26 protein-coding genes and 1 pseudogene are annotated in these 23,861 nt (G+C 64.2%); 13 read left to right on the forward strand and 14 right to left on the reverse strand.

All coding sequences use genetic code 11. From position 1 onward, the window contains the following. The 3 genes and pseudogenes from E1956_RS28610 (at position 1) to E1956_RS28625 (ending at position 2,953) form a co-directional block, all read left to right on the forward strand. A complete protein-coding gene (locus E1956_RS28610; RefSeq protein ID WP_134755556.1) occupies positions 1 to 1,338 on the forward strand; it encodes a sensor histidine kinase in 1,338 nt (445 codons plus the stop codon). A gap of 7 nt (positions 1,339 to 1,345) precedes the next feature. Next, positions 1,346 to 1,720: pseudogene (locus E1956_RS28615) on the forward strand (response regulator); the annotation flags it as partial. 213 nt (positions 1,721 to 1,933) lie between these two features. Then, positions 1,934 to 2,953, forward strand: coding sequence for a response regulator (locus tag E1956_RS28625; RefSeq protein ID WP_134755560.1), 1,020 nt, complete (start codon positions 1,934 to 1,936; stop codon positions 2,951 to 2,953). Between the two features lie 37 nt (positions 2,954 to 2,990). On the opposite strand, the gene pstS is transcribed toward E1956_RS28625, so the two are convergent. The 3 genes from pstS to E1956_RS28640 all read right to left on the reverse strand — a co-directional run bounded on the left by pstS (position 2,991) and on the right by E1956_RS28640 (position 6,508). Beyond that, positions 2,991 to 4,028: a phosphate ABC transporter substrate-binding protein PstS gene (pstS, locus tag E1956_RS28630; protein WP_134755562.1), complete on the reverse strand. Its 1,038-nt coding sequence runs from the start codon at positions 4,026 to 4,028 to the stop codon at positions 2,991 to 2,993. A 160-nt stretch (positions 4,029 to 4,188) separates the two neighbouring features. After that, the gene (locus E1956_RS28635) at positions 4,189 to 4,857 is read right to left on the reverse strand and encodes a response regulator (protein ID WP_134755564.1); all 669 of its coding nucleotides are present in this window, start codon (positions 4,855 to 4,857) and stop codon (positions 4,189 to 4,191) included. Continuing rightward, positions 4,838 to 6,508, reverse strand: a complete 1,671-nt coding sequence (locus E1956_RS28640; protein WP_134755566.1) for an MASE1 domain-containing protein — start codon at positions 6,506 to 6,508, stop codon at positions 4,838 to 4,840. Before E1956_RS28640 ends, E1956_RS28635 begins: the two co-directional genes overlap by 20 nt. Positions 6,509 to 6,724: 216 nt before the next feature. Here E1956_RS28640 and E1956_RS28645 point away from each other — a divergent pair, with 216 nt between their 5' ends. Then, positions 6,725 to 7,066: a hypothetical protein gene (locus E1956_RS28645; RefSeq protein ID WP_134755568.1), complete on the forward strand. Its 342-nt coding sequence runs from the start codon at positions 6,725 to 6,727 to the stop codon at positions 7,064 to 7,066. 230 nt (positions 7,067 to 7,296) lie between these two features. Here the strand turns inward: E1956_RS28645 and E1956_RS28650 are convergent, their stop codons facing one another. Continuing rightward, on the reverse strand, positions 7,297 to 7,665 hold the full coding sequence (locus tag E1956_RS28650) for an NUDIX hydrolase (RefSeq protein WP_134755570.1): 369 nt from the start codon (positions 7,663 to 7,665) through the stop codon (positions 7,297 to 7,299). 241 nt (positions 7,666 to 7,906) lie between these two features. Between E1956_RS28650 and E1956_RS28655 the strand changes: the two genes are divergently transcribed. From E1956_RS28655 to E1956_RS28680, 6 genes are all read left to right on the forward strand, one after another. Further along, entirely contained in the window at positions 7,907 to 8,848 is a 942-nt protein-coding gene (locus tag E1956_RS28655) for a CHAD domain-containing protein (RefSeq protein WP_134757871.1), read from the forward strand. Between the two features lie 114 nt (positions 8,849 to 8,962). Beyond that, positions 8,963 to 9,934: a Dyp-type peroxidase gene (locus E1956_RS28660; protein WP_134755572.1), complete on the forward strand. Its 972-nt coding sequence runs from the start codon at positions 8,963 to 8,965 to the stop codon at positions 9,932 to 9,934. A 345-nt stretch (positions 9,935 to 10,279) separates the two neighbouring features. Continuing rightward, positions 10,280 to 10,471, forward strand: a complete 192-nt coding sequence (locus E1956_RS28665; protein WP_134755574.1) for a hypothetical protein — start codon at positions 10,280 to 10,282, stop codon at positions 10,469 to 10,471. A gap of 182 nt (positions 10,472 to 10,653) precedes the next feature. Then, the gene (locus E1956_RS28670) at positions 10,654 to 11,073 is read left to right on the forward strand and encodes a MarR family transcriptional regulator (protein WP_134755576.1); all 420 of its coding nucleotides are present in this window, start codon (positions 10,654 to 10,656) and stop codon (positions 11,071 to 11,073) included. A 484-nt stretch (positions 11,074 to 11,557) separates the two neighbouring features. Continuing rightward, positions 11,558 to 12,835: a chloride channel protein gene (locus E1956_RS28675; RefSeq protein WP_418789319.1), complete on the forward strand. Its 1,278-nt coding sequence runs from the start codon at positions 11,558 to 11,560 to the stop codon at positions 12,833 to 12,835. A 144-nt stretch (positions 12,836 to 12,979) separates the two neighbouring features. Continuing rightward, positions 12,980 to 13,543: a hypothetical protein gene (locus tag E1956_RS28680; RefSeq protein WP_167760147.1), complete on the forward strand. Its 564-nt coding sequence runs from the start codon at positions 12,980 to 12,982 to the stop codon at positions 13,541 to 13,543. 56 nt (positions 13,544 to 13,599) lie between these two features. On the opposite strand, the gene E1956_RS46340 is transcribed toward E1956_RS28680, so the two are convergent. From E1956_RS46340 to pdxR, 4 genes are all read right to left on the reverse strand, one after another. Continuing rightward, on the reverse strand, positions 13,600 to 13,776 hold the full coding sequence (locus E1956_RS46340; protein WP_167760148.1) for a hypothetical protein: 177 nt from the start codon (positions 13,774 to 13,776) through the stop codon (positions 13,600 to 13,602). Between the two features lie 244 nt (positions 13,777 to 14,020). Beyond that, positions 14,021 to 14,296 (reverse strand): hypothetical protein, encoded by a 276-nt coding sequence (locus tag E1956_RS28685; protein WP_134755582.1) that lies wholly within the window; start codon positions 14,294 to 14,296, stop codon positions 14,021 to 14,023. A gap of 310 nt (positions 14,297 to 14,606) precedes the next feature. After that, positions 14,607 to 15,539 carry a porin family protein gene (locus E1956_RS28690; RefSeq protein WP_167760210.1) on the reverse strand — a complete coding sequence of 311 codons (933 nt, stop codon included), beginning with the start codon at positions 15,537 to 15,539 and terminating at the stop codon, positions 14,607 to 14,609. A 238-nt stretch (positions 15,540 to 15,777) separates the two neighbouring features. Beyond that, the gene (gene pdxR, locus E1956_RS28695; protein WP_134755586.1) at positions 15,778 to 17,184 is read right to left on the reverse strand and encodes a MocR-like pyridoxine biosynthesis transcription factor PdxR; all 1,407 of its coding nucleotides are present in this window, start codon (positions 17,182 to 17,184) and stop codon (positions 15,778 to 15,780) included. A gap of 94 nt (positions 17,185 to 17,278) precedes the next feature. Here pdxR and E1956_RS28700 point away from each other — a divergent pair, with 94 nt between their 5' ends. The 3 genes from E1956_RS28700 (at position 17,279) to E1956_RS28710 (ending at position 18,891) form a co-directional block, all read left to right on the forward strand. Beyond that, positions 17,279 to 17,695 carry a cupin domain-containing protein gene (locus E1956_RS28700; RefSeq protein ID WP_134755588.1) on the forward strand — a complete coding sequence of 139 codons (417 nt, stop codon included), beginning with the start codon at positions 17,279 to 17,281 and terminating at the stop codon, positions 17,693 to 17,695. 28 nt (positions 17,696 to 17,723) lie between these two features. Further along, positions 17,724 to 18,179, forward strand: coding sequence for a carboxymuconolactone decarboxylase family protein (locus E1956_RS28705; protein ID WP_134755590.1), 456 nt, complete (start codon positions 17,724 to 17,726; stop codon positions 18,177 to 18,179). A 97-nt stretch (positions 18,180 to 18,276) separates the two neighbouring features. Next, entirely contained in the window at positions 18,277 to 18,891 is a 615-nt protein-coding gene (locus E1956_RS28710) for a hypothetical protein (RefSeq protein ID WP_134755592.1), read from the forward strand. 21 nt (positions 18,892 to 18,912) lie between these two features. On the opposite strand, the gene E1956_RS28715 is transcribed toward E1956_RS28710, so the two are convergent. Genes E1956_RS28715 through E1956_RS28740 form a run of 6 tightly spaced genes read right to left on the reverse strand, consistent with a single transcriptional unit; the run spans position 18,913 to position 23,770 of the window. Further along, positions 18,913 to 19,263, reverse strand: coding sequence for a Rieske (2Fe-2S) protein (locus tag E1956_RS28715; protein ID WP_134755594.1), 351 nt, complete (start codon positions 19,261 to 19,263; stop codon positions 18,913 to 18,915). Between the two features lie 3 nt (positions 19,264 to 19,266). After that, the gene (locus tag E1956_RS28720; RefSeq protein ID WP_028221064.1) at positions 19,267 to 19,578 is read right to left on the reverse strand and encodes a YciI family protein; all 312 of its coding nucleotides are present in this window, start codon (positions 19,576 to 19,578) and stop codon (positions 19,267 to 19,269) included. Positions 19,579 to 19,620: 42 nt separating this feature from the next. Further along, positions 19,621 to 20,688: a maleylacetate reductase gene (locus E1956_RS28725; protein WP_134755596.1), complete on the reverse strand. Its 1,068-nt coding sequence runs from the start codon at positions 20,686 to 20,688 to the stop codon at positions 19,621 to 19,623. A gap of 7 nt (positions 20,689 to 20,695) precedes the next feature. Further along, positions 20,696 to 22,162, reverse strand: a complete 1,467-nt coding sequence (locus E1956_RS28730) for an aldehyde dehydrogenase family protein (RefSeq protein WP_134755598.1) — start codon at positions 22,160 to 22,162, stop codon at positions 20,696 to 20,698. 47 nt (positions 22,163 to 22,209) lie between these two features. Beyond that, the gene (locus tag E1956_RS28735; RefSeq protein WP_134755600.1) at positions 22,210 to 23,229 is read right to left on the reverse strand and encodes a hydroxyquinol 1,2-dioxygenase; all 1,020 of its coding nucleotides are present in this window, start codon (positions 23,227 to 23,229) and stop codon (positions 22,210 to 22,212) included. Positions 23,230 to 23,275: 46 nt separating this feature from the next. After that, a complete protein-coding gene (locus tag E1956_RS28740) occupies positions 23,276 to 23,770 on the reverse strand; it encodes a cupin domain-containing protein (protein WP_134755602.1) in 495 nt (164 codons plus the stop codon). Positions 23,771 to 23,861 lie beyond the last annotated feature (91 nt).

Consider the following 23,861-nt stretch of genomic DNA (forward strand, 5'->3'; position numbering starts at 1 on the left):
ATGACGACATCCCTCGTTGGGCTGCAAACGAACTATCGTGAAGAGCTGCGCGACTACCGGTTGCTGTGCAGCAAGGCTGGCGGCCTGACCGTGATCGTGCTGGTGCTGATGGGCATGGCGATGGACTATGTCGTGTATCCGGCTGAGCAGAAGTACTTTGCCATCATTCGGGGGCTGACCAGCGCGGCCATCGGCCTGGCATTGCTCTCGCTTTACACGGAAATCGGCAAGCGCCACGTTCAGGTCATCACCTTCTTCTGGCTGCTGCTGCCGCAGGCCATGATCTCGTGGATGATCTATGCCACCCAGGCGGAAGAGTCGCTGTTCTATGCCGGGCTGATGCTGACGATCTTTGCGGTGGGGATCCTGTTCCCCTCCGGCTACCTGCAGACGCTGACCTTCGGCCTGGCCACGGTCTCGCTCTACTACATCGCCTGCGCGGCCCATCCGGGCGGCATCCAGAACCCCAGCAAGTTTCAGTTCCAGCTCATCCTGATCTTCTTCTGCGCGCTGGCCAGCTCCATTTACACCTACTTCAACGAGAAGGGCCGTTTCCAGCTGTTCCGGCTCAAGGATGAAGTGGCGCACAAAAACGACCAACTCGCCCGCACCAATGAAAACCTGGCGCAAATCAAGGGCCAGCTGCTGCAGCAGGAGAAGATGGCGGCCATCGGTACGTTGTCCGCGGGGCTGCTCCACGAGGTCAACAACCCGGTGAACTTCTGCCTGATGGCGATCGAGATCGCCATGGAGGAACCGCAGACCAAGGACAGCCCGACCCTGCAGGAGTGCCTCACGGATGCCAAGCAGGGCATGCAGCGGATCCAGCACATCGTCTCGGATCTGAAGACCTTTGCCTACCGCAAGCCCGATGCCGTGGTGGACGACGTGCCGTTCCTGTTCGAGAAGGCGCTCGACTCGTCGATCCGGCTGAGCGCACATGAACTGCGCGGTGTGAGCGTCACGCGCGATCTGGCCGGCGACACCCTGGTGCTGGGCGACGAAGCCGCCATCATCGGCGTGCTCATCAACCTGTTCTCGAATGCCGCACTGGCCATGCAGAAGGCGGCCACCGCGTCGCCGCAGATCCATGTCACGGCGCAATGGCACGATGGCCGGCTGCATGTGAACGTACGCGACAACGGCCCGGGGATCGCCGAGGAGAATCTCGCGCGGGTGTTCGAACCCTTCTTCACCACCCGCGAAGTCGGCCAGGGCCTCGGCCTTGGCCTGTCCATCAGCTATGCGGTGGTGGAGCGGCACGGCGGCACCCTGTTTGCCGAAAGCCAGTTGGGCGAGTGGACCGCGTTCAACTTCGACCTGCCGCGCGCCGAGTGATATTGAAATGAGCGAGACCCAGCAAGCGCGGCGCACCGTCGTCTATGTCGACGACGAGGAATTGGCCCGCAAGTACTTTGCGCGCTCGGCCGGCAGCGACTATGAGGTGCTGCTCGCCTGCGACGCGGACGAGGCCCTGTCGATCCTGCGCAGCGAAGGGGCACGGGTGACGATCCTCGTGACCGACTTCCGCATGCCGGGCCGCCACGGCGGCGAGCTGCTGCGGCAGGTGGCGCAGGAGTATCCGCATATCGTGCGGATCCTGGTGACCGCCTACGCGGACAAGGACGCGCTGCGCGATGCGGTCAATTCCGGCGACGCGTTCCGCATCCTGGAGAAGCCGCTCAGCGTCGGCACGGTCCGCGCGGTGCTGGCATCGGCGACAACGGCGTCGATACCGCGCGAGAAGTGATGCTGCGCCTGCAGGCTGCCCCAATGACCACGAACGCCGCCGTTAGCGGCGTCGGCATGAATTCTGCAATCGCGTCATGCAGTCCCTGGACGGAAGGATCAGGACCGCATCCGCGCCCCGCGCCGGCACGACCGTGACGCTGGAATTCCAAAATTTGAAGCATCGAATGCACAGGAGTTACCAATGAGCAATACGGTTGCCAATCAGACACCGCCCCCGGCGATTCTGTTCGTCGATGACGAAGCCACCGCGGTCAAATACTTCGAGCGTGCCATCGGCGCGATCGCACCGGTGGTGACGGGCGCCTCCGTGGAGGACGGCAAGGCATTGCTGGATGCCCACGCCGGCAGCCTGGCCGTGCTGGTGTCCGACCAGCGCATGCCGGGCGACTACGGCAACGAACTGCTGCGCTATGCGCGCGAGCGCTATCCCCACATCGTGCGGATCCTGACGACGGCCTATTCGGAGCTGGACCAGACCGTCGAGGCCGTCAATCAAGGCCAGATCCATCGCTACATCAAGAAGCCGTGGGACATCACTGCGCTGCGCATGGAGATGAAGCAGGCGCTCGAGCTGTCGGGACTGCGCAAGGAACGCGACCAGCTCCTGCGCGAAAAGCTGGGCGTGCTGCAGACACAGACCGTGGCCACCCGCATCGGCATGGTGCATACGCTGTGCGCGAGCCTGATCGGCCCGGGCCGCTTCCAGCCGGTGGAAACCTACCTGGCCGGCACCGAACTGGCCGGCACCCGCAATGTGGAGCCGGACTGGCAGCGGATGGACTACGCCGACCTGGTTCGCGCCGAGAGCGAGTGCAGCGGCAGCTTCGGCCACGCGGTCGGCACGCGCCTCGCGGACCTGCGCGCGCAGCATGCGGGGCGCAGCGCTGCCGATGCGGTGCAGATCTTCACGGATGTCCTCGGCGGCACGGTGCGCGGCGGGGGCGACGCGCTGATCTGGACTTCGCCGACACTGCTGAGCGAGTTCCTCACCCGGCCGGTGGGTCAGGCCGTCTCGGCGGAGCACGCTGCCTGGCTGGCCTGCCTGCTGTGGCTCGAGGAAGCCGGCGGCGCGCTGCAGTTCGCGCGTGAAGGCGACACCATCGTCTGCCGCGCCGGCACGCGCGCTGCCAGTTTTGCGGCCGACCGTCTGGCCGTCTGGATCGAGCGGTTCTCGGAGCCGGCGTTCGGCCAGGCGAAGTAAGCGATGCGCTGTCGCGCCAATCGCCTCCGCTAGCGGATCATTGGCGCGCGAGCCCCTTGCCGGCCATGCTGTCGCTCACATTGGCGGGCCATTGCGCGCGGATTTTCGTCAGGACCAGCTCCGGTAGCGGGATGTAGTCGAGCGCATTGACCGTTTCCCCATCGTGATCGAACGCCCAGTTGAAGAACTGCATCGCGGCTTCTTCACGGCCGGCCTTGTCCGGCGCCTGGTGAAGCAACACGTAGGTGGCCCCCATCACCGGCCACGCATCCTTGCCGGGCTGATTGGTCAGCAACTGGTCGAGCGAGCCGGACCAGTCGGCGCTGGCCGCCGCTGCCTTGAAAGTGGCCACGCCGGGCTGCACGACGTCGCCGGCGGCGTTGATCATGGCCGTATAGGTCAGGTGATTCTGTTTCGTGAAGTCCCATGCGACATAGCCGATGGCGCCAGGCAGATACCCGACGTAGGTGGCCACGCCCTCGTTGCCATTGCCGCCAATGCCGAGCGGCCAGTGCACGCTGGTCCCCTCCCCAACCTTGCGCTTCCATTCCGGGCTGACTTGCGCGAGATAGTGCGTCCAGATGAGCGTCGTGCCCGAACCGTCCTGGCGACGCACGACGGCGATCGGCGTGTTGGGCATCTTGAGCTTCGGGTTGAGTCGCGCGATCGCGGGGTCGTCCCAGTAGATGATCTTGCCGAGGAAGATTTGCGCGAGCACTTGCCCGTTCAGCACGAGCTGACCCGCCTTGATGCCGGGCAGGTCCACGACCGGCACGACGCCACCGATCACCGTAGGGAATTGCCGCAAGCCGTTTTTGGCCAGTTGATCGTCGCTGAGCGGCGCGTCCGATCCGGCAAAGTCGACCTTGCGGGCGACGACCTCATTGAGTCCATCGGAGGAGCCCGTGCTGCGATAGATCACCTTGCTTCCGCCCGACCGTTGATAATCGGTTGCCCACTTGCTGTAGAGCGGCGCGGCGAACGTGCTGCCGGCCCCGGTAATGTCGCCGGGGTAAGCGGCGGCCGCAAATAGCGCGCAAATCAGACTTGCCAACAACGTGCACCCTGTTCTCATGACCGTCTCCGGTTGGATCACGTCGCGGGACTTGCCACGCGCAGCCGGCGCCGCGGCACGCCGGCTGTCACGACTGTATTCGCTGACCGAAAACCCATGAATAAGGCCGCCATCCTAAAAGCGCCTCGGGGAATGCCCTATTCGACAGGCGGGCGGCGCCTTATTGGCTCTCCATCCACTGGATGGCGAAGCGCATCAGCTCCTTGCCGCTGCGGATATTGAGCTTTTCCTTGATATTGGCCTGGTGCGCCTCGATGGTCTTCACGCTCCGGTTCAGCTTCTCTGCAATTTCGCGGGTGCTGAAGCCGAGTCCGATCAGGTGCAGGACCTCGAATTCCCGTTCCGAAAGGCCCGCGATTCGGCCCTCGGGCTTTTTACGGGGCACCGTCAGGAGCGCACGCGCCAGCTTCTCGTGCATGGTGGCGCTCAGGTAGATATTGCCCGCCAGAATTTCCCGGATCGCGCTCAATACGTGCTCGGTGGCCTCGAGTTTCATCAGATAGCCGTTTGCCCCGGAGCGCAGCGCGCGTTCGGCAAACAGGCTTTCGTCGTGCATGCTCAGGACGAGGATCGCCAAATCCGGGTAGCGGTGACGCAGGGTCCTGACCAGCTCGAGGCCGGAGTCCGATTGCAGGCTGATGTCCACGATGGCCATGTCGGGATGGCGCTCCATCGCCACCAGGGCTTCTTCGGCGCTACCGGCTGCACCGCAAACGTGCAGATCTTCCTGCAGATTCAGCAAGAGCGTCATCCCCTCGCGGATGATGGGGTGGTCATCCACGATCAGGATTTGCGTCGCACGGCCTGAGCTATTGGACTTCCCGTGCATGGCCGGGGCCCTCCGGTAGCGGATAGCTGATGGCGACCGTGGTGCCGCCCAGATCGTTGCGCGTCACGCTGCAGGAGCCGCCAAGCAGACTCGCGCGGTGACGCAGGTTGTGCAGCCCCAGCCCCGAGGCACGCTCCATTTCCTCCTGGCCGATCCCTACCCCGTCGTCGCTGATCGACAGCGTCAGCACGCCGCCCGCTCGCGCCAGGTCGATCCAGATCCTGTGGCCCTGGCAATATTTCAGCGCGTTGCTGACCGCTTCCTGGGCCGCGCGGTAGAGGTTAATCTGCATCAGCGAGTCCAGTGCGTCCACGTCGGGCGCGATCCTCAGCATGCAATCCACGCCATTGAGCGTGCGCGCCGTTTCCGCCAGCCCATTCAACGCGGCGGCAAGACCGCCGTACTCCATCGCGACCGGATCCAGGCCGTGGGCAATCCTGCGGGTCATCGAGGACGCCTGCTTCACCAACCGAACGACGGTCGCGGCGTCTTCGGCGGCTGGGTGACCTTGCGTCTGCAGTTTCTGGTTCAAGGCGGAGCAGTACAGCCCCAGGCTGGTCAGGTGTTGCCCGAGTCCGTCATGCAGTTCGCGGCCGATGAGCCTCTGGTGCTGATCGCCGATCTGGACCAGTTCGCCTTCCAGCAGACGGCGCCGCGCCATTTCCTCCTTGAGCTCGTTATTGGCCGTCTCCAGATCGGTGGTGCGCGCCTGAACGCGCTGTTCCAGTTCGATGTGGGCCGCCTGCAAAAGACGATAGGCGCGCCGCTCCTGCGCGCGCGCCGCCACCAGCAGCAGTCCGGTTACCGAGACGACGTTCGCGAAGGTGCACCACCTCACGAGGCTATCCACTGGAGACTCGGCAGCGAAGGGGCCGGTGCCATGGGTCGTCCCCCAGATGGCCAGTACCGAAACCACCAGGGTTCCGATGCTGGTGCCCAGATGACCGAAGCGCAGAGCCGCCCAGATGATGAACGGGAAAATCGCGAGCGCGGCGGGATAGTAGCCGTGCCCGGCAAGTTGTGTCGCGCCGAAAATAAGGTAGCCGACCCAGACGGTCGCGATGGTCAGTCCACAGGCTTCCACGATCTGCGCCGCGGAGCGCACGGGATTCGAATACGAGAGCAGGCTCAAGAGCGGCGGCGCCACGACCAGCACACCCATCATGTCGCCGAGCCACCACTTCAGAAACGCCGCGACGTACTCCGCGCCCGCCACCAGGCCGCCGCCCAGCAGCGCGGTCGTGCCAACCACTGCACTGATCGCCGTGCTCAGCACCGCAGCGATGCCGATAAACGCCAGCACGTCACCGATGCGCTCGAGGGCGATCTGGAATCGGGTCGCGTGCTCCAGCACGATTGCTGCGGTCAAGGGGGCAACCATGGAGCCCGTGCCAATCACCGCGGCCACGGGTACGGGCACGCCCCCCGACACGTTGGCGAGGAACGAGCCAATGGCAATACCCGGAGCCACTGCGGGACCCAGCGTGAGCACCGCGACAAGCGCGATGCCGCTGGAAGGCCACACCAGAGAGATTGCGCCGCCCACTACCGCATAGGCGAGACCGAGCCGTGCTCCCGCGAAATAGGCCAACGCGACCATCCCGATGGACAGGACAAGGCTGAACCTGGAATGAATTCGAACGGTAGCCATGGCTCGCTTCTTCCTGAAGCCGGAGTATGGATGCGCGACCGCATGCTTTCTGAGTGTGCTGATAGCTTCCGCGTTAATCAAACGCTACACAGCGTTTCGAGCGCCTTGCCAATAAACGCCCCATCCTGCGGGCTATTTCTTCGACGATTGATTTGCTACCCGACGGCGAACGCGGTGCTATAGTTGGTCACTCTTCCAGCGCCACTGAGACACCCCATGTCCTGCGAAGCCTGCGAAAGAATGCAACTGGGCGACACGGCCCAACCCCACGGCGGGCTGCGGATGACTGGCCACCCGCATCGGCTGCGCCCACTCGGCCGCCGCCCCGTGCTCCTGCAACGTTACTGCTGCAGGCTATGCAACACGAACTGGCTACTCGAACTCGATCCGCTGCAGCCGGAGTACGCGGATTGGGTTTGTCTGTATCAGGCCTCGAGCATTCTCGATCCCGTCTCGGCAGCGCATCAGGGCACCCGTGCGTCGTCGATACTCCCTGGTGCACGGACTGACGCCGCACGCGGCGCGACGTCCGAGCAACTGCGTCACAGCCTGACCTGAGCCGGCGCCGCCTTGATCGACTGACGAAGTACGTGGCAGGACTGCCTGCGCGTAGACGTGCATCCGCGAGGGCGTCGTATCTATTTTCGCGCGCGATGGCACGTAGCGTTTGTGAAAGCGATCAGCGCGCTGGCACCCGGCATGCCACATCGGGTGCGAAGTCCTTCGCGAGACGAAATCTCGGCGCGCGGGCCGCGCCGGAAGTTTTGCTCTGATGCCGGCGAACCGGGCTACTTCCTGCGCCGCTGACTCATGAGCTTCACGATATCCGTCGTGGGCCGGCTGGTCAGGAGGTCAGGGATATCGTCCAGGTGGACCCAGCGACAGCGGGCTATTTCGTTGCTCGGCCGAGCTTTTGCGCGATTCGGAATTTCGCAGGTGAACACGTGATGGTGCTTCTGCTTGCCACGGAAGTCGAAGAGGTGCTTGGCGGCCTTCCCGGATAATTGTGTTTCTTCTTTCAGTTCCCGAAGCGCGGCGTCCGCGCGATGTTCCCCACGCTTGAGAATCCCACCTGGCAAAGCCCACTTCGATTGACTGCGTGCGACCAGAAGGATTCTCTTGCCCCTGCGGCAGATCACGGTGGCGCGTTTCTTCAAACCGAACTCCCACTTTTGCCCCGGACATCTTCGAGGCGCGCTCGATGCGCCAGCTTATCAGGCGGTGCTGGACCTGGGTCAGTATCCTAATACAGAACCGCAGAAACCGCGATATGGTAATGCGAGGGCGGTATTCTCGCGACACCATAAGGGATTTCATCAAGACGTCACAATGACGGTATTCGAAATTGGCTATGGTAAGGTCTGGGCGAAATCTATTTTCGTCCGACTCGAGGCTGCTATGAATATGGATGGTGACTGGCCTTTGCCACAGCCAAACACGCTCTTCAAAGTCAACCGGCGGCCGGCTGAATCGTCGCTTTCCAAAACGAGCTCGATCGCCAGCACCTTCTCGTCCCTGGCGAAGCCGGTGGTGGCCGAAGCCGTGCAAAGGGCGAGAGGTCTCTCCACACAGAGCGATGTCGAGGGATTTCATCAGCTTCGCGTCGCTTTCCGAAAGCTTCGCGCGTTGTACTGGGCGTACTCCCCCTACCTCGGCGAGGAAGCGACCGCGCAAGCCACCGAAGAATTCAAGCGTCTTGCGGCAGTGGCAGGCGGAACGCGCGACTGGGACATCGCAGGCGATCTCCTGAGAGCCGCCCAGGCGGCCGGCGCATCGATCGAACTGCTCGTAGCCGCGGCGTGCGAGAAGCGCGCCCAGGCGGTGCTGCATAGCCAGTCGATGATCAAAGGCGACGATGTCGAGGCATTCCTGAACGATGCCCTGCTTCAGGCCCAAACCACACTGCAGTCGCGTTGCGACGACCTGCCCATTCGGGCGTTCGCCGAAAAGCGCATCCGTCTGGCGCAGCGCGCACTTCAAAAGCGAAGCAGACGCGCCGCGCTTAGCGAGACGACCCAGGAGGAAGACCTCCACGACGTGCGAAAAGCGGGCAAAAAGCTGCGATACCTGCTCGAGTTTTTTCAACCCGTCATCAAAAGCGGGCACGAGCGCACGATCGAGGAGTTGACGTCCGTGCAGAACAAGTTGGGACAGTTCAACGACATCGCCGCAAGCGCAACGCTGATTCGCAGCGCGTCGTTCAACGAGGTTCCGCCCGAGGTCGTGCAGGAATCGCTGCAATGGCTGGAAGAACAGAAGTGCCGGCGAATGCGCGCGGCATCACGGCGGGTCCGGGCGATCTCTGGCGTGGCCGAGGCACCGGACGTGAACCGGATGTGAGCCGATAATCAATATCGGGCGATTCGTGCTGGCATGTGCCTTGCGATTGTCTATCTTGCAATGAGTCGGCCCGCCGTCATGGCGTGCCCACCCGACCCATGACAGGAGGCATCCTTGAGTCCGACCGCTTCGCCAACGTCCGGCTGCCAGCGCGCGCTCGACACCGAACCCCAATCGATCGACGCGCCGTTGTCACAGGTCGCTGCGTTCCTGGTCCTGGTCGTCAAGGACGACGACGCGTCGATCGGCACTGCCCGCTCCGCGCTGGCCAGCACCGACGACCTCATCAAGGACGTCCGGATCCGTGCCAACGGCACCGCCTTCACCTGCAATGTCGGCATCGGGCATCGCGCCTGGCAGCCACTGACCGGAAAACCCGCGCCGCGCGAGCTTGCACCGTTTCAAGAAGTGCGAGGCGCCGCGCATGTCGCGGTGGCCACAGCGGGCGACCTGCTGTACCACATTCGCGCCGCCTCGACTGACTTGATCGTCGAGTTCGAGAAGATTCTGCTGGAGGCCTTCGGCAACGCCGTCACGGTCGTCGACGATGTGGCCGGATTTCGCTACTTCGGCGGGCGCGACCTGCTCGAGTTCGTCGATGGCACCGCGAATCCCGACGGCCTCGACCTGCCCAACGCAACGATCGTCGGCGACGAGGACCCCGACTACGCCGGCGGCAGCTACGTCGTGGTCCAGGAATACCTGCTCGATCTCGCGGCCTGGCGTGCGCAGAGCGTGGAGACCCAGGAGGCGATCATTGGCCGGACCAAGTTCGACAACGTCGAGTTGCCGGACGCTACGCAGGGGCAGAAGTCACACAAGACACTCTGCACGATCGAGGACGCCGAAGGCGAGCACGACATCCTGCGCGACAACATGCCATTCGCCGTTCCCGGGCGCGGCGAGTATGGCACCTACTTCATCGGCTACTCACGCCGCCTCTGGGTGATCCAGAAGATGCTGGAGCGGATGTTCATTGGCGACCCGCCGCCATTGCACGACCGGATACTGGACTTTTCGAGAGCGCTGACCGGCGTCACGTTCTTCGCGCCTGCACGCAAGTTCCTCAGCAACCTTGCCGATTGACGGACGGCGTTCTCGCTTTGCCGCTCCGAGGCTACTGGCATGCGGCAATCTCATCGCGCGTGATTTCCTGCTGCTCCATGAGCCGCGCGATGATACGGTCCGCAAAGTCGCGACAGCCGCGCACGATCTCCATGGTCTCTCCATAGAGACGCTCCAGCACAGTGCGTGCTTCAGCGAGCGTATCCTTTAAGTTGCATTTAACGATACGCGCCTATATTGCAATCGCTGTCATCTGGAGCCTGGCGCCGCGCAAGCGCTGCTTATCGGTGGCTTACGCACGAGGGCTCCGAGGTCGGAGCCGTGCAGTGAAACAGGGCGAGCGTGGCGGCGCTCCCGGAGGGCGAAATGAAACGCACGTCAATGTCGCAATCGGGCCTCACGGAACCGGCAGATCGCGATCGGCCACCCGCGCAAGACGCGCGTGCCAGGTCACGCCGGCTCCCATGGGTGCTCATTCTTGCGCTTCCCGTACTGATCATCGCGCTGGTAATCGGACTCGAGATTTTCGGTCTGATCGTGCGTCTGTCCGGCGGCTGACGCCTCTTTGCCGCTCGCGCCGATCACGGCGAATGCTCCCCCCTTTGCGACGCCAGATCTGGACGGACGGTCGCCGCCGCCCGCTTACAATGCAGTTTTTGCACGACTGCGCAATGGCGCCTGTACTTTATGTCACATAGTGACCTGTTTCCGGTTCAGCCCCCTAAAACATGGAGCGGCCTATGCCAGCGAAACCTCGCAAGGTAGCGCAGACAGTGACGCGTGCCGACCTCGAGGAACTCTCGGAATTCCGCTATAGGCTGCGCCGGTTTCTGCGTATTTCGGAGGAGATCGCGCGCGCAGAGGGCGTGACGCCCCTGCAGTACATGCTGATGCTGCACACCCGCGCGTTTGCTGACCGTGACTGGGCAACCGTGGGCGAGATCGCCGAGCGCCTGCAGGCTTCGTCGCATGGAACCGTCGCACTGATCACGCGCTGCGAGGCGGCCGGCCTCGTTGAACGGATACAGAGCATCGACGACAAGCGGCAGGTTCAGGTCCATTTGACGCCCGAGGGAGAGCGCTGCCTGATGAGGCTCGCCGCCGCACACAAGTCGGAAGTCCAGTCCTTCGGCTGGGCCTTCAGGGAGGACAGCGCGTAGCGCGAATGCACTTGGGCGCCATCGCATGCCAGGATCGGCAAATTTAAGTTTCACTTAAGTAAACCGGCATAAATTCCCACAAATGTCATGTCGTGACCATTTATTGCAACACGCTTTCAGCCTGCGATGGGAGCGCATGACATCGTTGTATCCTCAGCTTGCCGGACTGAAAACGTCCGGTTGCCACCGGCCGCACCGGCGGCAACTTCCCTGACCCAGCCTGAGCGCTGGGTTTTTTTTCGGTTGACCCGCATGCATGCCGTTTCAACGAAGTCGACTCCCTGCTCTTGCCTCTGCATGCCCGGGTCTCGTCTTGTGCCGGCTCCGGATCGCGCTCAATATGAAGGCACGTGCGCGGCGCAATGCTTGACCTTTCCGTGATCCGGCATGGACTGCGGGAAACGACTGCGCCTCGCGCACCACGAGAATCGACAGAGAGGGGACACAGATCGTGCGCATTTTCCGGCTAATAGACAGACGAGCGTTGCAGCGCGCCAACCGCTTATGGCTCCACTACGGTGTGTTCTGGCTGGGTGCGATCGCAGTCGGTCTCGTCGCCGTGCTGTACGCGAAGCTGATCGATTTCGGCTACGGGCTGTTCCTGCATTACGCGGCTGAGCGGTTCTGGCTGCCGCTTCTCGTTGCGCCCGCCACAGGCGCGGTGACGGTCTGGCTCACGCGGCGCTTTTTCGATGGCGCGGAAGGCAGCGGGATCCCGCAGGTCATCGCCATGCTCCACGGGCCCAATGAACTCGGGCCGCGGCTGCTCACGCTGCGCATTCTCGTCGGGAAGATTTTCATTTCGTTTCTGGCCATTCTCGGCGGCTTCACGATAGGCCGCGAGGGACCGACGATCCACGTCGGCGCGGCCCTCATGTTCAGCCTGAGACGCTTCTACCCGCGGCGTTTCCTCACGATCCGGCCCGGCGTGCTGGAGCGCAGACTTGCGCTCGCGGGCGCAGCCGCAGGCTTGTCCGCGGCATTCAATGCGCCGCTTGCGGGCGTGGTGTTCGCCATCGAAGAACTCATGCGCAGCTTCGAGCAGCGTACGAGCGGCGTCCTGATCACGGCCATCATCTTCGCCGGTGTCGTCTCGCTGGGTCTTCAGGGTAACTATGTTTATTTCGGCACGATCGATATCGGTTCCGGGCTACCCAGGTGGCTCGGCCTGGCCGTCGTGCTGATCGGCGTCATCGCCGGCGTGCTGGGCGGCGCCTTCTGCTGGCTGCTGCTCAATACCCGGCGCTGGATGCCCAAGCCGTTGCTCGACTTGCGCGCGCAGCGGCCGGTCCTGTTCGGCGCGCTCTGCGGACTGATCATCGCGGTCGTCGGCGTGCTCGCGCACGGCCACACCTTCGGCAGCGGATATGCCGAGGCGCGCGGCATGCTCGAAGGCACATCACATGTCAGCGCGGCATATCCAGTCTTCAAGCTCGTCTCGATGGTGGGATCGTACCTGCCGGGGGCACCGGGCGGCCTCTTTGCTCCATCGCTGGCAATCGGTGCGGGCATCGGCAATACCCTGCACATGGTGTTCCCGGATATGCAGCTGCCGATGCTGATCGCGCTCGGCATGGTCGGCTATCTCGCCGCGGTCACGCAGAGCCCGATTACCGCGTTCGTGATCGTCATCGAGATGATCAACGGGCATGCGCTCGTCATCTCGCTGATGGCTACCGCGCTCATCGCGAGCCGCGTCTCGCGTATTTTTGCACCCCCGCTGTATGAGGCGCTATCGGAGCGCTATCTGCGCGAACCGTAAGCGGACACGCAACGGCAAACCAGTACGGAAATCGACGGGGTTGAAATGAAGATTGCGGACGGACTCGAACGCCACCTGCTCGGCATGGCACGCGTGTTGTGCCTGCTTGCCCTTGTGGCCGCCATGATGGCGATGAGCGCACTCATGTTCGCGCTCGCAGCACCCGGAAAAGCGGTCGCGGTCACGGATCCGCCCGTGGCCGCGGCCGACGTACTCGAAGCCATCCCGGGTTCGGAAACGGCAAACGACGCCCTCGCAAATAGCAACGCCGGCGACAGCACCGCGGAATTGAACATCCAGGCCGCACAAGGCCTTGTGATCCCCGCCCCCCTGCGTCAGGTCCTGATCGGAGATAACGCGAGTCAGGCGCTGCTCGATGCGTGGCTGGGCAGCGTGCCGCGCTCCGACCGGCAGTCATTCGTGAATGAGCTTTCCGGGGTCGTGACGCGTGCCGGCCAGCATGCAGCGGCATGGGAATGGGACGATCGCGAACGGTATATCGCGGCGGCGATGAATCAATACGCCCGGATCAAGATAGAACGGATCGGCTCTGCCGAAAGCGCCATCGAAGCGGTGGACAACCGGATCGGGCAATTCAGGACGTCCCTCGGGACACTGCTCGCCGTGGCGGGATTCCTCACCCTGCTGCTGGTCCTGATCTCGATCGAACGCAATACGCGCCATCTGCGCCTTGAACGGAAAGGGTGATGCGAGTATTGCGCGCTCGATAGTTTCGAAATCCGGCAATAAGGATCGCGAACAAATCAGGCGTTCATTGCCGGGATACGCGACAGGACTTGCACCACGTGGCTGCCGTTCGGCACCGCCACGCTCCCGTCCGTCTCGACGGTGCGTGGAGGAGCGGTCTTCAGCACGACCATGAGCGTCACAAGCAGTACAGCGGCAATCATTAGCAGAATGGTTATCGTGATCCGCTTCATCGTTCCATCCCTTTCGCATCGAAGTCGTCAATAACGGGCCTCGCCGATTCGAGATGGTATCAAGTGCGAGTCGGGACGATGGTCAACTATGGTCAAATATGCGGAATGGGCGCAGCAGGCCGCGCAAGGCGTCACGGCGAACCCGCGATGCCCGCGCGAATCGAGGCCTCGCCTCGAGAACGAAATGCCGAAGCCGCCCGCCAACCACGGCGGCCCTGGCATTCGCACAGCCTTCGGTCACCGCCTACTGCGCGGCCGTCAGCTTCAAGTTCGGGCGCAACTCGTGCGTGACCGATTCACGTTGCCCCTTGCGCTGATCCGATACCTGCTCGATGCCCGCTTTCAAGACCTCTTCGCAGAACGCAATGCGCATGCGGTAATACTCAGCCTGCAATTGCGCGTCCAGGACCCTCTGCTCGGCCTGAAACAGCGCCATGCGCAATTCGCCTAGCCCGCGTTCGGCCTGCTTTTCCGGCGTCGGGGCGTTATGAGCAATCAAGTTTGAAAGCCAGCGCAACATGGATAGGCCCTCCAGTCTTCGATTCGACGATCGCGCACGTCTGGGCGCTGAACAGCCCAAACTGTCGCTGGAAAAAGGCTATCAGAGTCGAACGAAAACCATACGTGCACTAACGAACGTGTTGTATAAAAGACGCATATTTCCTGCCAACGATGCGCCTGGAGCGGCTGTCAAAATTAGGGCCGTCATCGAGCCGGTCCATCGCGCTGCCGGCCATGTAATCTTTACCGTGCCTGCATAATGCAAAGCCCGATTGCCTGAGCGCAGCGCCACTTGACAGGTCGCCCGCAGCAAGCAGCGGCGGACGGCGTCACCACCGGTAACCAATACCGGCCAGGATAACGTCGGTGTCGCGGTTATAGTTCGTCACGACACGATTCCATTCGAGCCGCGCATCCCAGTTCTGGCTGAAGCGGTACGAGCCGGCGATGGTAACGAGCCCCGAGAATTTGCCGGCGCCCGGCCCCGGCGAGGCGCTGTCCTCGTTCTCGTTGATCGCGTAGTACGCGCCGGCGCCCACGCCAAGCGTCACGGAGTCGTTGAGGAACGCGCGCGTGAGCCAAAGCTGGCTGGTAATGCCGTCACGGCGCGCGACCTTGCTGCTGCCTTCGTGCATATAGCCGACCGTCCAGTCGAGATACTTCGCGAGGCCGCGGCGGTATTCGATCGCCCCGCCGAATGCACCCGGCGAGCTGGTGGAGTTGACGATGGTCTTGCCGAGGTACAGGGCCACTTCGTTATTGGTCGTCTTCTTCGCCGAGCCCGCCGCCCAGTCGCGCGGCCCCGGCGTATCGGGCGCGTCGAGCTGATAACCCACGCCGAGCATCACGCCGGTGGAATCCGGGCCGCGCTGCACGTGTACGCGGTTCAACTGCAACTGCGTGACCCACCGGTTGGCGGCATACCAGGACGCGCGCACGCTGTACACGACACCCCAGCCATGCACGTCGGAGTAGCTGCCGCCCTGGTCCGCGGTGGTCGTATCGAAGTAGCGATACGGCCCAATCCCGGCCTGCAGGACGAACTGCGGACTGCCCACGGGCACGCGCGCCCAGAGCTGGACGAGCTGGCCATCGCGGTGATGATCCGGAATGTGCCCTTCGTTGAGCCAGGTGAAGCTCGCCGCGAAGTACTTGCCGAGCCCTTCCTGATAGTTGAAGGCCCACGTATAGGTGTTGACGTCGCTCGCACGCGAGCCGCCGCCAAACAGCGAGAATTCCTGCGCGTGCGCCTGCGTTGGCATGGCGAGCCAGACGAGCGTGGCCGCAACGGCCGCGACGGGCCACGCTGCGATCCCCTCCCGCCGTGTACGCGAATGGCGCTGCGCTCGCGGCGAGTTGTCATCGATCGATTCGAAGGGGTTCTTCGACATAGGCTCCAGCAACTCCTTCCGGTGAATAGGCGGCCCCGCGGGCACGCGTACGCAACAAGCGCGCAGCCTAGCACGGCAGGTCAATCGGGGGTCGCTGCGTGCCCAACGATCACGCGTGACGCCGTATCACCTCCCTCAGCCGCTCGCAGCTTCGAACGAGGTTTCTCTCCGGCGAAGTCGCGATGCCCAGCAGCAGCCCCGAACGCGCGGATGCCGGCGACATATACCAGGGCGACAACGGCGCCGGGCCCAATCCGAACGCCAGCGCCTCCCTGAAGATCGAGACGTCGGGCGCGCCGTCGGGCAGCCGCACGAGCACGGCCAGACCGGCGCTCTTCGTCTCGAAGTCGAGTGCGCCCAGGCATTCGAGCAAGGCGTCGCGCTGCGCGGAATAAAGACGCTTCAAGCGCCGCAGATGGCGCAGATAGTGGCCCTCGCGCATGAACTGCGCCGTCGCGAGCTGCACGGACGGCCACGGCGCCGGCGCAAGGCACGCCGCGACTTCCGCGAACCGCGACGCCAGCGTGGCGGGCGCGACGACGAACCCCAGCCGCAGTGCCGGGCTGATCGTCTTGCTGAACGAGCCGATATGAATGACGCGCTGGCCGCGGTCGAGCGATCCGAGCGCGGGCGCGGCACGCGCGCTCAGTTGTAGCTCGCTTAGATAGTCATCCTCAATGATCCAGGCGCCACGCTGCGCAGCCCAGTCGAGCAGCTGCAAGCGTCTTGCCAGCGAGAGCGTGGGGCCGAGCGGCGCCTGCTGGCCGGGCGTGACGACGGCCAGCGCCGCGTCCGGCGCATGCCGCAGGCCGTAATCGACGTCGATGCCGTCCGCGTCCACGGGAACCGGCGCAAGCTCGAGCCTTGCGAGTTCGAGGCCATGGCGGGTGAACGGAAAGCCCGGGTCTTCGAACCAGGCCTTGTGTCCATCGAGGCCCAGCACGCGCAGCGCGAGTCCGAGGCCGCCGCTGAACCCGCTCGTGACGATGATCTGCGCGGGCGAGCAGGTCATGCCGCGCGCAATGGCCAGATACGCAGCGATTTCGCGCCGCAATTCCGGCTCGCCACGGGGATCGGGATAGCCAACCGAGGCGCTCGACTCCGCGCGCAGCGCGAACGAGCGCACCTTGGTGAAGAGCCTCGCGGGCAGCGTTTCCTGGGCGGGCACGCCCATCTGGAAGATAGCCGGGCCGGCGGTGAGCTCCCGGTACATCTCCATGAACGAGCCCGGATCGCGGCTCTCCTCCGCTTCGGGCCGCGCGCGAGGCCGGTCCGCCACACGCGTTCCGGCGGCCCGGGAAGCGACGATCAACTGCGCGTCGGAGAGGCGGTCGTAGGCGAGGCGCACCGTGCCGCGCGCGACGCCCAGTTGCGCGGCAAGGTCGAGCCACGAAGGCAGACGGGCGCCGGGCGCAAGCACGCCGCCCTCGATGGCGGCACTGATTGCCGAGCGGATCTGCTCGGCGAGAGGCGTCTTCGCGGAGCGGTCGAGTTCGATTTTCAGCGGCTGGGACATCCGCTCATGGTACATAAAGAATGTTCATTTCTGGTGCTTTCTTGTGGCCCAGCGTGCGGCCACAATAACCCCGGTCGCAAGGAGAAACCCTGTCATGAACATTCGAACCGCCCTCGGCACCGCCTGCGCAGCGTTTGCGCTCACCGTCGCCATGCCGGCCATCGCGCATGCCGATGGAGCAACCGTCACGCCCAACTTCACGCATGCCATCCCCAACATCCCCGGCAAGTCGTTGACGGCCGTGGTGGTCGACTACGCGCCCGGCGGCGCGTCGCCCGCGCACGAGCATGCGAAATCCGCGTTCATCTACGCTTATGTCGTTTCGGGCGCCATCGAATCGCAAGTGAACGACGGGCCAAAGCGCGTCTATCACGCCGGCGAAAGCTTCTTCGAAGAGCCCGGCGCCATTCATCGCGTGAGCCGAAACGCAAGCAAGACCCAGCCGGCGAAGCTACTCGCGGTATTCGTCGTCGATACCGACGACAAGACGCTGACCACGCCGGTCAAGTAAGCCATTCAAGTCAAACAGGAGAGAACCCATGAGCCAACGTCTCGATTACAACCAGATCGCGCCCGCTGGCGTCAAAGCCCTCGGCGGTGTCTACGGCTATGTCATGCAAAGCGGGCTTGCGCCAGTGCTCGTCGATCTGGTCTACTTGCGCGTCTCGCAGATCAACAACTGCGCCTATTGCCTCGACATGCACACACGCGACCTGCTGAAAAAAGGCGTGAAAGTGGAAAAGCTGGCGCTGGTCCAGGCATGGCGTGAAGCCGGCAATCTGTTCGATCCGCGCGAGCGTGCCGCGCTTGCGTGGGCCGAATCGGTCACGCTCGTTGCGCAGACCGGTGTGCCTGACGCGGCGTATGAGGAAGCGCGCGCGGTATTCGACGAGCGTGAACTCGTCGATCTCACCATCGCCATCGGCTTGATGAACACGTATAACCGCATGGCAATCAGCTTCCGCAATACGCCTCAGGCGGCGCTGGAGCAGTAAGCGCGCGGCGCGGTTTGCACATCTGCAGCGTCAGTCAGCTTCGGCGCAATATAAACCGTATATACTGTTTATATTGTTTCCAGTTGGAGAAGCCCACATGACCGCAGCAAACGTACGCAAACCTACCAAGAAGGCCTTTCATTTCCCGAAGTCGCCGGACGCGGCGCCGGAGCAAGCGCAAGAGCACGAGCAGCAGCCGCAGCAGGAGCCGGTGCAGGCCGAAGCGGCAACGCCCGCCGTCAGTGCCGAAACCGATAAAGCTCCGCGCGCAAAGGCCGGTGCCAAGTCCAGCACGAAGCCCAGCAGCAAGACCCAGGCAAAGGCCAAGGCCGGGAAAAAGGCGACCACCAAGGCCACGACCAAGGCCAGCACGAAGGCCGCCGCCAAGCCTGGTGCCAAGACCCGCGCCAAGGCCGCAGAACCCGCAACCGAGGTAGCGGAAGCCGCGGCACCGAAAGCCGCAGGAAAGGAAAAGACCAAGCGCGCCAAGAAAGACAAGGTCGTGCGTGACAGCTTCACCATGCCGAAGGCGGACTACGAGCGGATCTCGGTCCTCAAGCGCAAGTGCCTCGAAGCGGGCGTCGCGGTCAAGAAGAGCGAACTGCTGCGCGCGGGCCTGCAATTGCTCGAGGCGGCTTCGGCCAAGCGTCTCGCAGCCGCCATTGCCGCGCTCGAAGCGGTCAAGACGGGGCGTCCGTCGAAGAGCGAATAAGCAGCGGGTCGCTTGCGCTCATCACGCAAGCACCCAGCCGGCGGCATCGATCTCGACGGTGACCCCGTCGAGCGCCGCGCCCGCACACGGGCCTTCGATGCAATGGCCGTCCTCGAAGCGAAACAGCGCGCTGTGGTGCGCGCACATCAACACCTGTGAGCGGTAGCAGGAGATCAACCCGGGCTCGAAGTCGAGCGGCACGGAAAAATGCGGACAGCGGTTGGCGTAGGCCCACACGCGTTCGCCGCGCCGCACGACGATGACGGGCTTGCCCGCAGGTCCTTCGTCGACAACGCGTGCGCCGCCGTCCGGCACTTCGCTCACGCGACACAAGCGGTGGCCTGAGTGTTGATCGAGGCGCGACGCATCCATCGCTCAGATCCTCCGCTCGGGATTGCCGAGGCTCCAGTCCCATGGACGGACTTCGACACGCTCGAACAGTCCCGCCTGCATATACGGATCGTGCGTCATGAACGACATCACGTCGTCGATGCCTTCGGCTTCGATCACGAGCAGCGTGCCGTTCATCGCATCGCATTGCGGCGCGAGCGTCGATCCACCGAGGCGGACGAACACGCCGTGCTGCGCGGCGTTGCGCAGCCAGTTCCGATGCACGGGACGCATGCGCTCGCGTTCCGTGCGCATGCCGGGTTTGTCGGTGGCGAAGATCGCGAAATAGCGCGCCATGGTGAGTCTCCGAATCTTTTCTTCATGAACGGGCGGCGCCGGTCAGGCCGGCGCCACGCCCTGCCACGCCCGCTGCAGCAACGCGCGAATGGCCTCGCGCTCGATCGGGCGCGGATTGGCGTACGGGTTCTTGCACGCGAGATCGGCGGCCTCGTCGAGCCCCTGCTCCGGCATGCCGATTTCGGCGAGCGCCACCGGAATGCCGAGTGACTGGTTCAACGCGAACAGCAACGCACCGGCTTCGGACGCGTCCTTGCCGCCTAGCGCGCGCGCCACGCGCGCGAGTGCCTCGGGCGCCGCCGTGTGGTTGTAGTGCGCCGTGTGCGGAAGCATGGCCGCGTGGGTCTGCGCGTGCGGCAGGTTGAACGTGCCGCCGAGCGTGTGACACAGCTTGTGATGCAGCGCCATGCCGACCGCGCCCAGACACGTCCCTGCGAGCCACGCGCCATACAGCGCGCGGCCGCGCATCGCCGCGTCGTCGGGCGCGCGCACGATGGCCGGCAGCGCCTCGCCTAGCGCGCGGATCGACTCCTCGGCCATCAGGCTGATGACCGGATTCGCGTCTTCGGCGTAGAGCGCTTCCACCGCATGCGCCATGGCGTTGACGCCCGATGCCGCCGAGATCGCTACCGGCAGCGAGAGCGTGAGCGCCGGGTCGTAGATCACCGTGCGCGGCAGCACGCGCATGTCGCGCCCCGTGCGCTTCAAACGTCCTTCGGTGAGCCCGTAGATCGGCGTCATCTCAGAGCCCGCATAGGTCGTGGGCACGGCCACGATGGGCAGCGTCGACTCGAGCGCGATGGCCTTGCCGAGCCCGATCGTCGAGCCGCCGCCCACGGCCACGCAGCAGTCCGCGTCGAGCGCCGCCGCCGCGTCGCGTGCGGCGCGCGCCACTTCCACGGGCACGTGCATCACGGCCTGCGCGTGCACGCCCGCCGCGCGCTCGCCGAGCACCTGCGCGACCTGTTCGGCCAGCGCGCGCTGCTCGGGCGTCGAGAGGATCAGTGCGCGCCGCGCCCCGAGCCGCTCGACTTCCGCGGGCAGTGTGGCGAGCGCACCCGACGCGAACACCACGCGAGAAGGGGTTCCCTGATAGACGAACGGTTTCATGCCGGCCTCAGCGCTTGAAGTGCGGCGGCACGTTGCCGTCCACGTTGACCCAGACCGAGCGCGCTTCGGTGTAATCGTGCATCGCCTCGAAGCCCATCTCACGGCCATAGCCCGACTGCCCCACGCCACCGAACGGGCTGCCCGGGTTCACGCGCTTGTAGCAGTTGATCCAGCACATACCGGCGTGGATCTGCCCGGCCATCCGGTGCGCGCGCGAGAGGTCGCGCGTCCACAACCCGCTGCCGAGGCCATAGGCCGTGCCGTTGGCGATGGCGAGCGCCTCTTTGTCGTTGCGGAAGCGCATCACCGTCACGAACGGGCCGAACACTTCCTCCTGTGCGACACGGTCGTTGGGCGTCGCCGCTTCAACGATCGTGGGACGCACGTAATAACCGTTCGCGAGCGCGGCGTCCTGCGGAGCGCTGCCGCCCGTCAACACGCGGCCGCCCTCGCCGCGCGCCACGTCGACGAAGGCCAGCACGCGCTCCTGGTGCTGCTTCGACGTGAGCGGCCCCATCTCGGTGTCGGGATCGAGCGGATTACCCACGCGAATCGAAGACGCAAGCGAGACGAAGCGCTCGAGGAACGCATCGGCGATGCGCTCGTGCAGGATCAGGCGCGAGCCCGCAATGCACGCCTGCCCCTGGTTGTGGAAGATCGCCCAGGCCGCGCCGTTGATGGCCGCGTCGAGATCGGCATCTTCGAACACGATGTTCGCGCCCTTGCCGCCCAGCTCGAGCTGCACGCGCTTGAGATTGCCCTGCGAAGCCTCGACGATGCGCCGCCCCGTTGCCGTCGAGCCGGTGAACGCAATCTTGCCCACGCCCGGGTGCTCTGCGAGCCGCTGCCCCGCGGTGTGCCCATAGCCCGTCACGATGTTGACGACACCTTCAGGAAAGCCCACTTCGGCCATCAATTCGACGATGCGCAGCGTGGAAAGCGGCGTGATCTCGGAAGGCTTGAGCACGACCGTGTTGCCAGCGGCGAGCGCCGGGCCCATCTTCCAGCTCGTGAACATGAGCGGAAAATTCCACGGCACGATCTGCCCGACCACGCCGATGGGCGCGCGCTGCACGTAGTTCAGAAAGCCGGTCTCGACGGGAATCACCGAGCCCTGCAGCTTGTCGGCCATGCCGCCGAAGTAGCGGAAGCATCCTGCCGTGCGCGGCACGTCGAGGGCGCGCGAATCGCGGATCGGATGGCCCGTGTCGAGCGATTCGAGCTGCGCGAGTTCTTCCGCATTCGCCTCGATGGCGTCGGCCAGACGCAGCAGCAAGCGGCCGCGCTCGGCGGCGGGCATGGCCGCCCACTTCGGAAAGGCACGGGTGGCGGCGTCCACGGCGCGGTCGACATCGGCGGCCGTGGCGGCGGCGATCTTCGTGATCAGCGAGCCGTCGTGCGGATTGAGCACGTCGATCGTGCCGCCTTCTACGGCATCAGTGAAACGGCCGTCGATGAAGAGTTGGGTTTGCATGAGCAGTCCTTAATGAATGCGGATGAGCTTCGTCGTGATGCGGGCGCTCAAAATTCGACCGGATAGGGCTTGAGCTCGCCGCTCTCGTAGCGCTTGGGCAGATTCGGCGTGGCGTTCTCCCACACCAGCAGCATCGAGCGCTTGGTCGAATAGCCTTGATGGCGGATGTCGGCCGGCATCGCGCAGATGTCGCCCGCTCGCATCGTGATGCGGGCACGCGGCGCGCCGGTGTTCTTGTCGCCGATGTCCCAGACGATTTCGTCGGAGAGCTGCAGGAACCATTCGACGCGGTCGTTGCCGTGAAACACCGGCAAGATGAATTCCTCGGTGGTCGGGCAGAACAGGCTCTGGCCGCAGACCGAAGTCACGGACGGATTCCACGTGACGTCCGAGCGCGACAGATACTTGAAGAGATTGAAGGCGTGCAGCTCGCCCTCGAAGCCGGGTTCGCAGTGGACTTCGGGCTCGTCCTGCTCTACGTCCATGAACGCACGGTTCACGGGCAAGTCGTTGCGCAGCGGCGAGTCGCCTTCGAGGCCCGGCATGCGGCGCGTGGCAATGCGCGTGCGCTCGATCGCGGCGCCGTTCTCGCCATGCTTGCGGCCGTAGGCGCTGCCCGTCTCGGCGGGCGCCGCGAACGGGTCGAAGCCTTCGTTGGTCCAGTCATGCAGGATGGCCTTGAAGGTCGCCATGATCGTGGGCGTTTCGAAGGTCTCCATGTAGTCCACGCCGGCTTCCTTCATGATGCCGTTGAACGATCCCGCGTACATGTCGACCTTGCCGTAGTGATTGCGCGTGCCGAACACGTGGTCGAAGTTGACCCAGCCGTAGAAGAAACCCCACGCGACGTCGCGCATCATGGCGCGCAGGAAAGCGTCGGCGGGAATCGCGTGGGTGCGCGACTGGCCTTTCGCGGGCCAGTTGATCTTGACGAAGTACTCGTCGCGCAGGAATTCGAACGAGCCCAGCGTGAAGCGGCGATAGCCGGTCACCGCATCGGGTTCGCTGGCCTTGACGGCGTCGGCGGCAAAGCCGGTCGTGGGGAGGTTGTCTTCGAGGGATGCCATGATGTCTTGTCTCCAGATCTCTTCGGTTGATCGTTGCCGCGCTGGGTCAGTGCAGGCAGATATCGGCCCACTTCTGCACGGAGAGCTCGCCGATCATCGTCTGCACGAGCGCCACGCCGGCCTTCGGCGCGCTGAAGCGATAGGCGCAGCCCGCGGGCAGCAGCGCCTGATGGCCCTGGCGCAGCACGACATGGCCCATCGGACGGCCATGCGGTTGCTCGCCGGCCAGCACGCTGCCCTTGCTGTCTTTCGGGGGATTGTCGAGCTTGATGAAGTCGATGCGGACTTCGCCGTCCATCAGGATGACGAACTCGTCGTGGGCGCAGGCGAACCATGCCGATTGCCCTTCAGTACGCAGCACCTCGATCACGTATTCGAGGTTCTTGCCGGCCACGACCTTTTCATACGGCGCCGACTTCGAAGCGACTTCGAAGACGTTGGAAAAGACGTAGTGGCTGGCGCTGCCGCTGGTGATTTCGATCTCGCCCTTGCGGTAGCCGTCGAGCGAGCCAAAGACTGTTTGGAATGACGTCTCGGTCATTGCTGTCTCCTTGAGTGGAATCCGTTCGTTGGAACATCTTGTCGTTGGATTCAACTTTAGGAGCGTACTGGGGCGGCAACAACCGGCGCCG

This window comes from Paraburkholderia pallida (assembly GCF_004524855.1).
Taxonomy (GTDB): Bacteria; Pseudomonadota; Gammaproteobacteria; order Burkholderiales; family Burkholderiaceae; genus Paraburkholderia; species Paraburkholderia oxyphila.

Bases quoted from the DNA above. Each gene is read 5' to 3' on its own strand.
- pdxR (WP_134755586.1), bottom strand. From the start codon at position 17,184: ATGTCCCAGCCGCTGAAAATCGAACTCGACCGCTCCGCGAAGACGCCT.
- E1956_RS28685 (WP_134755582.1), bottom strand. From the start codon at position 14,296: ATGTTGCGCTGGCTTTCAAACTTGATTGCTCATAACGCCCCGACGCCG.
- E1956_RS28740 (WP_134755602.1), bottom strand. From the start codon at position 23,770: ATGACCGAGACGTCATTCCAAACAGTCTTTGGCTCGCTCGACGGCTAC.
- E1956_RS28725 (WP_134755596.1), bottom strand. From the start codon at position 20,688: ATGAAACCGTTCGTCTATCAGGGAACCCCTTCTCGCGTGGTGTTCGCG.
- E1956_RS28640 (WP_134755566.1), bottom strand. From the start codon at position 6,508: ATGGCTACCGTTCGAATTCATTCCAGGTTCAGCCTTGTCCTGTCCATC.
- E1956_RS46340 (WP_167760148.1), bottom strand. From the start codon at position 13,776: ATGAAGCGGATCACGATAACCATTCTGCTAATGATTGCCGCTGTACTG.
- E1956_RS28610 (WP_134755556.1), top strand. From the start codon at position 1: ATGACGACATCCCTCGTTGGGCTGCAAACGAACTATCGTGAAGAGCTG.
- E1956_RS28710 (WP_134755592.1), top strand. From the start codon at position 18,277: ATGACCGCAGCAAACGTACGCAAACCTACCAAGAAGGCCTTTCATTTC.
- E1956_RS28690 (WP_167760210.1), bottom strand. From the start codon at position 15,539: ATGCCAACGCAGGCGCACGCGCAGGAATTCTCGCTGTTTGGCGGCGGC.
- E1956_RS28730 (WP_134755598.1), bottom strand. From the start codon at position 22,162: ATGCAAACCCAACTCTTCATCGACGGCCGTTTCACTGATGCCGTAGAA.
- E1956_RS28625 (WP_134755560.1), top strand. From the start codon at position 1,934: ATGAGCAATACGGTTGCCAATCAGACACCGCCCCCGGCGATTCTGTTC.
- E1956_RS28655 (WP_134757871.1), top strand. From the start codon at position 7,907: ATGAATATGGATGGTGACTGGCCTTTGCCACAGCCAAACACGCTCTTC.
- E1956_RS28680 (WP_167760147.1), top strand. From the start codon at position 12,980: ATGTTCGCGCTCGCAGCACCCGGAAAAGCGGTCGCGGTCACGGATCCG.
- E1956_RS28735 (WP_134755600.1), bottom strand. From the start codon at position 23,229: ATGGCATCCCTCGAAGACAACCTCCCCACGACCGGCTTTGCCGCCGAC.
- E1956_RS28715 (WP_134755594.1), bottom strand. From the start codon at position 19,263: ATGGATGCGTCGCGCCTCGATCAACACTCAGGCCACCGCTTGTGTCGC.
- E1956_RS28665 (WP_134755574.1), top strand. From the start codon at position 10,280: ATGAAACGCACGTCAATGTCGCAATCGGGCCTCACGGAACCGGCAGAT.
- E1956_RS28670 (WP_134755576.1), top strand. From the start codon at position 10,654: ATGCCAGCGAAACCTCGCAAGGTAGCGCAGACAGTGACGCGTGCCGAC.
- E1956_RS28645 (WP_134755568.1), top strand. From the start codon at position 6,725: ATGTCCTGCGAAGCCTGCGAAAGAATGCAACTGGGCGACACGGCCCAA.
- pstS (WP_134755562.1), bottom strand. From the start codon at position 4,028: ATGAGAACAGGGTGCACGTTGTTGGCAAGTCTGATTTGCGCGCTATTT.
- E1956_RS28635 (WP_134755564.1), bottom strand. From the start codon at position 4,857: ATGCACGGGAAGTCCAATAGCTCAGGCCGTGCGACGCAAATCCTGATC.
- E1956_RS28700 (WP_134755588.1), top strand. From the start codon at position 17,279: ATGAACATTCGAACCGCCCTCGGCACCGCCTGCGCAGCGTTTGCGCTC.
- E1956_RS28720 (WP_028221064.1), bottom strand. From the start codon at position 19,578: ATGGCGCGCTATTTCGCGATCTTCGCCACCGACAAACCCGGCATGCGC.
- E1956_RS28705 (WP_134755590.1), top strand. From the start codon at position 17,724: ATGAGCCAACGTCTCGATTACAACCAGATCGCGCCCGCTGGCGTCAAA.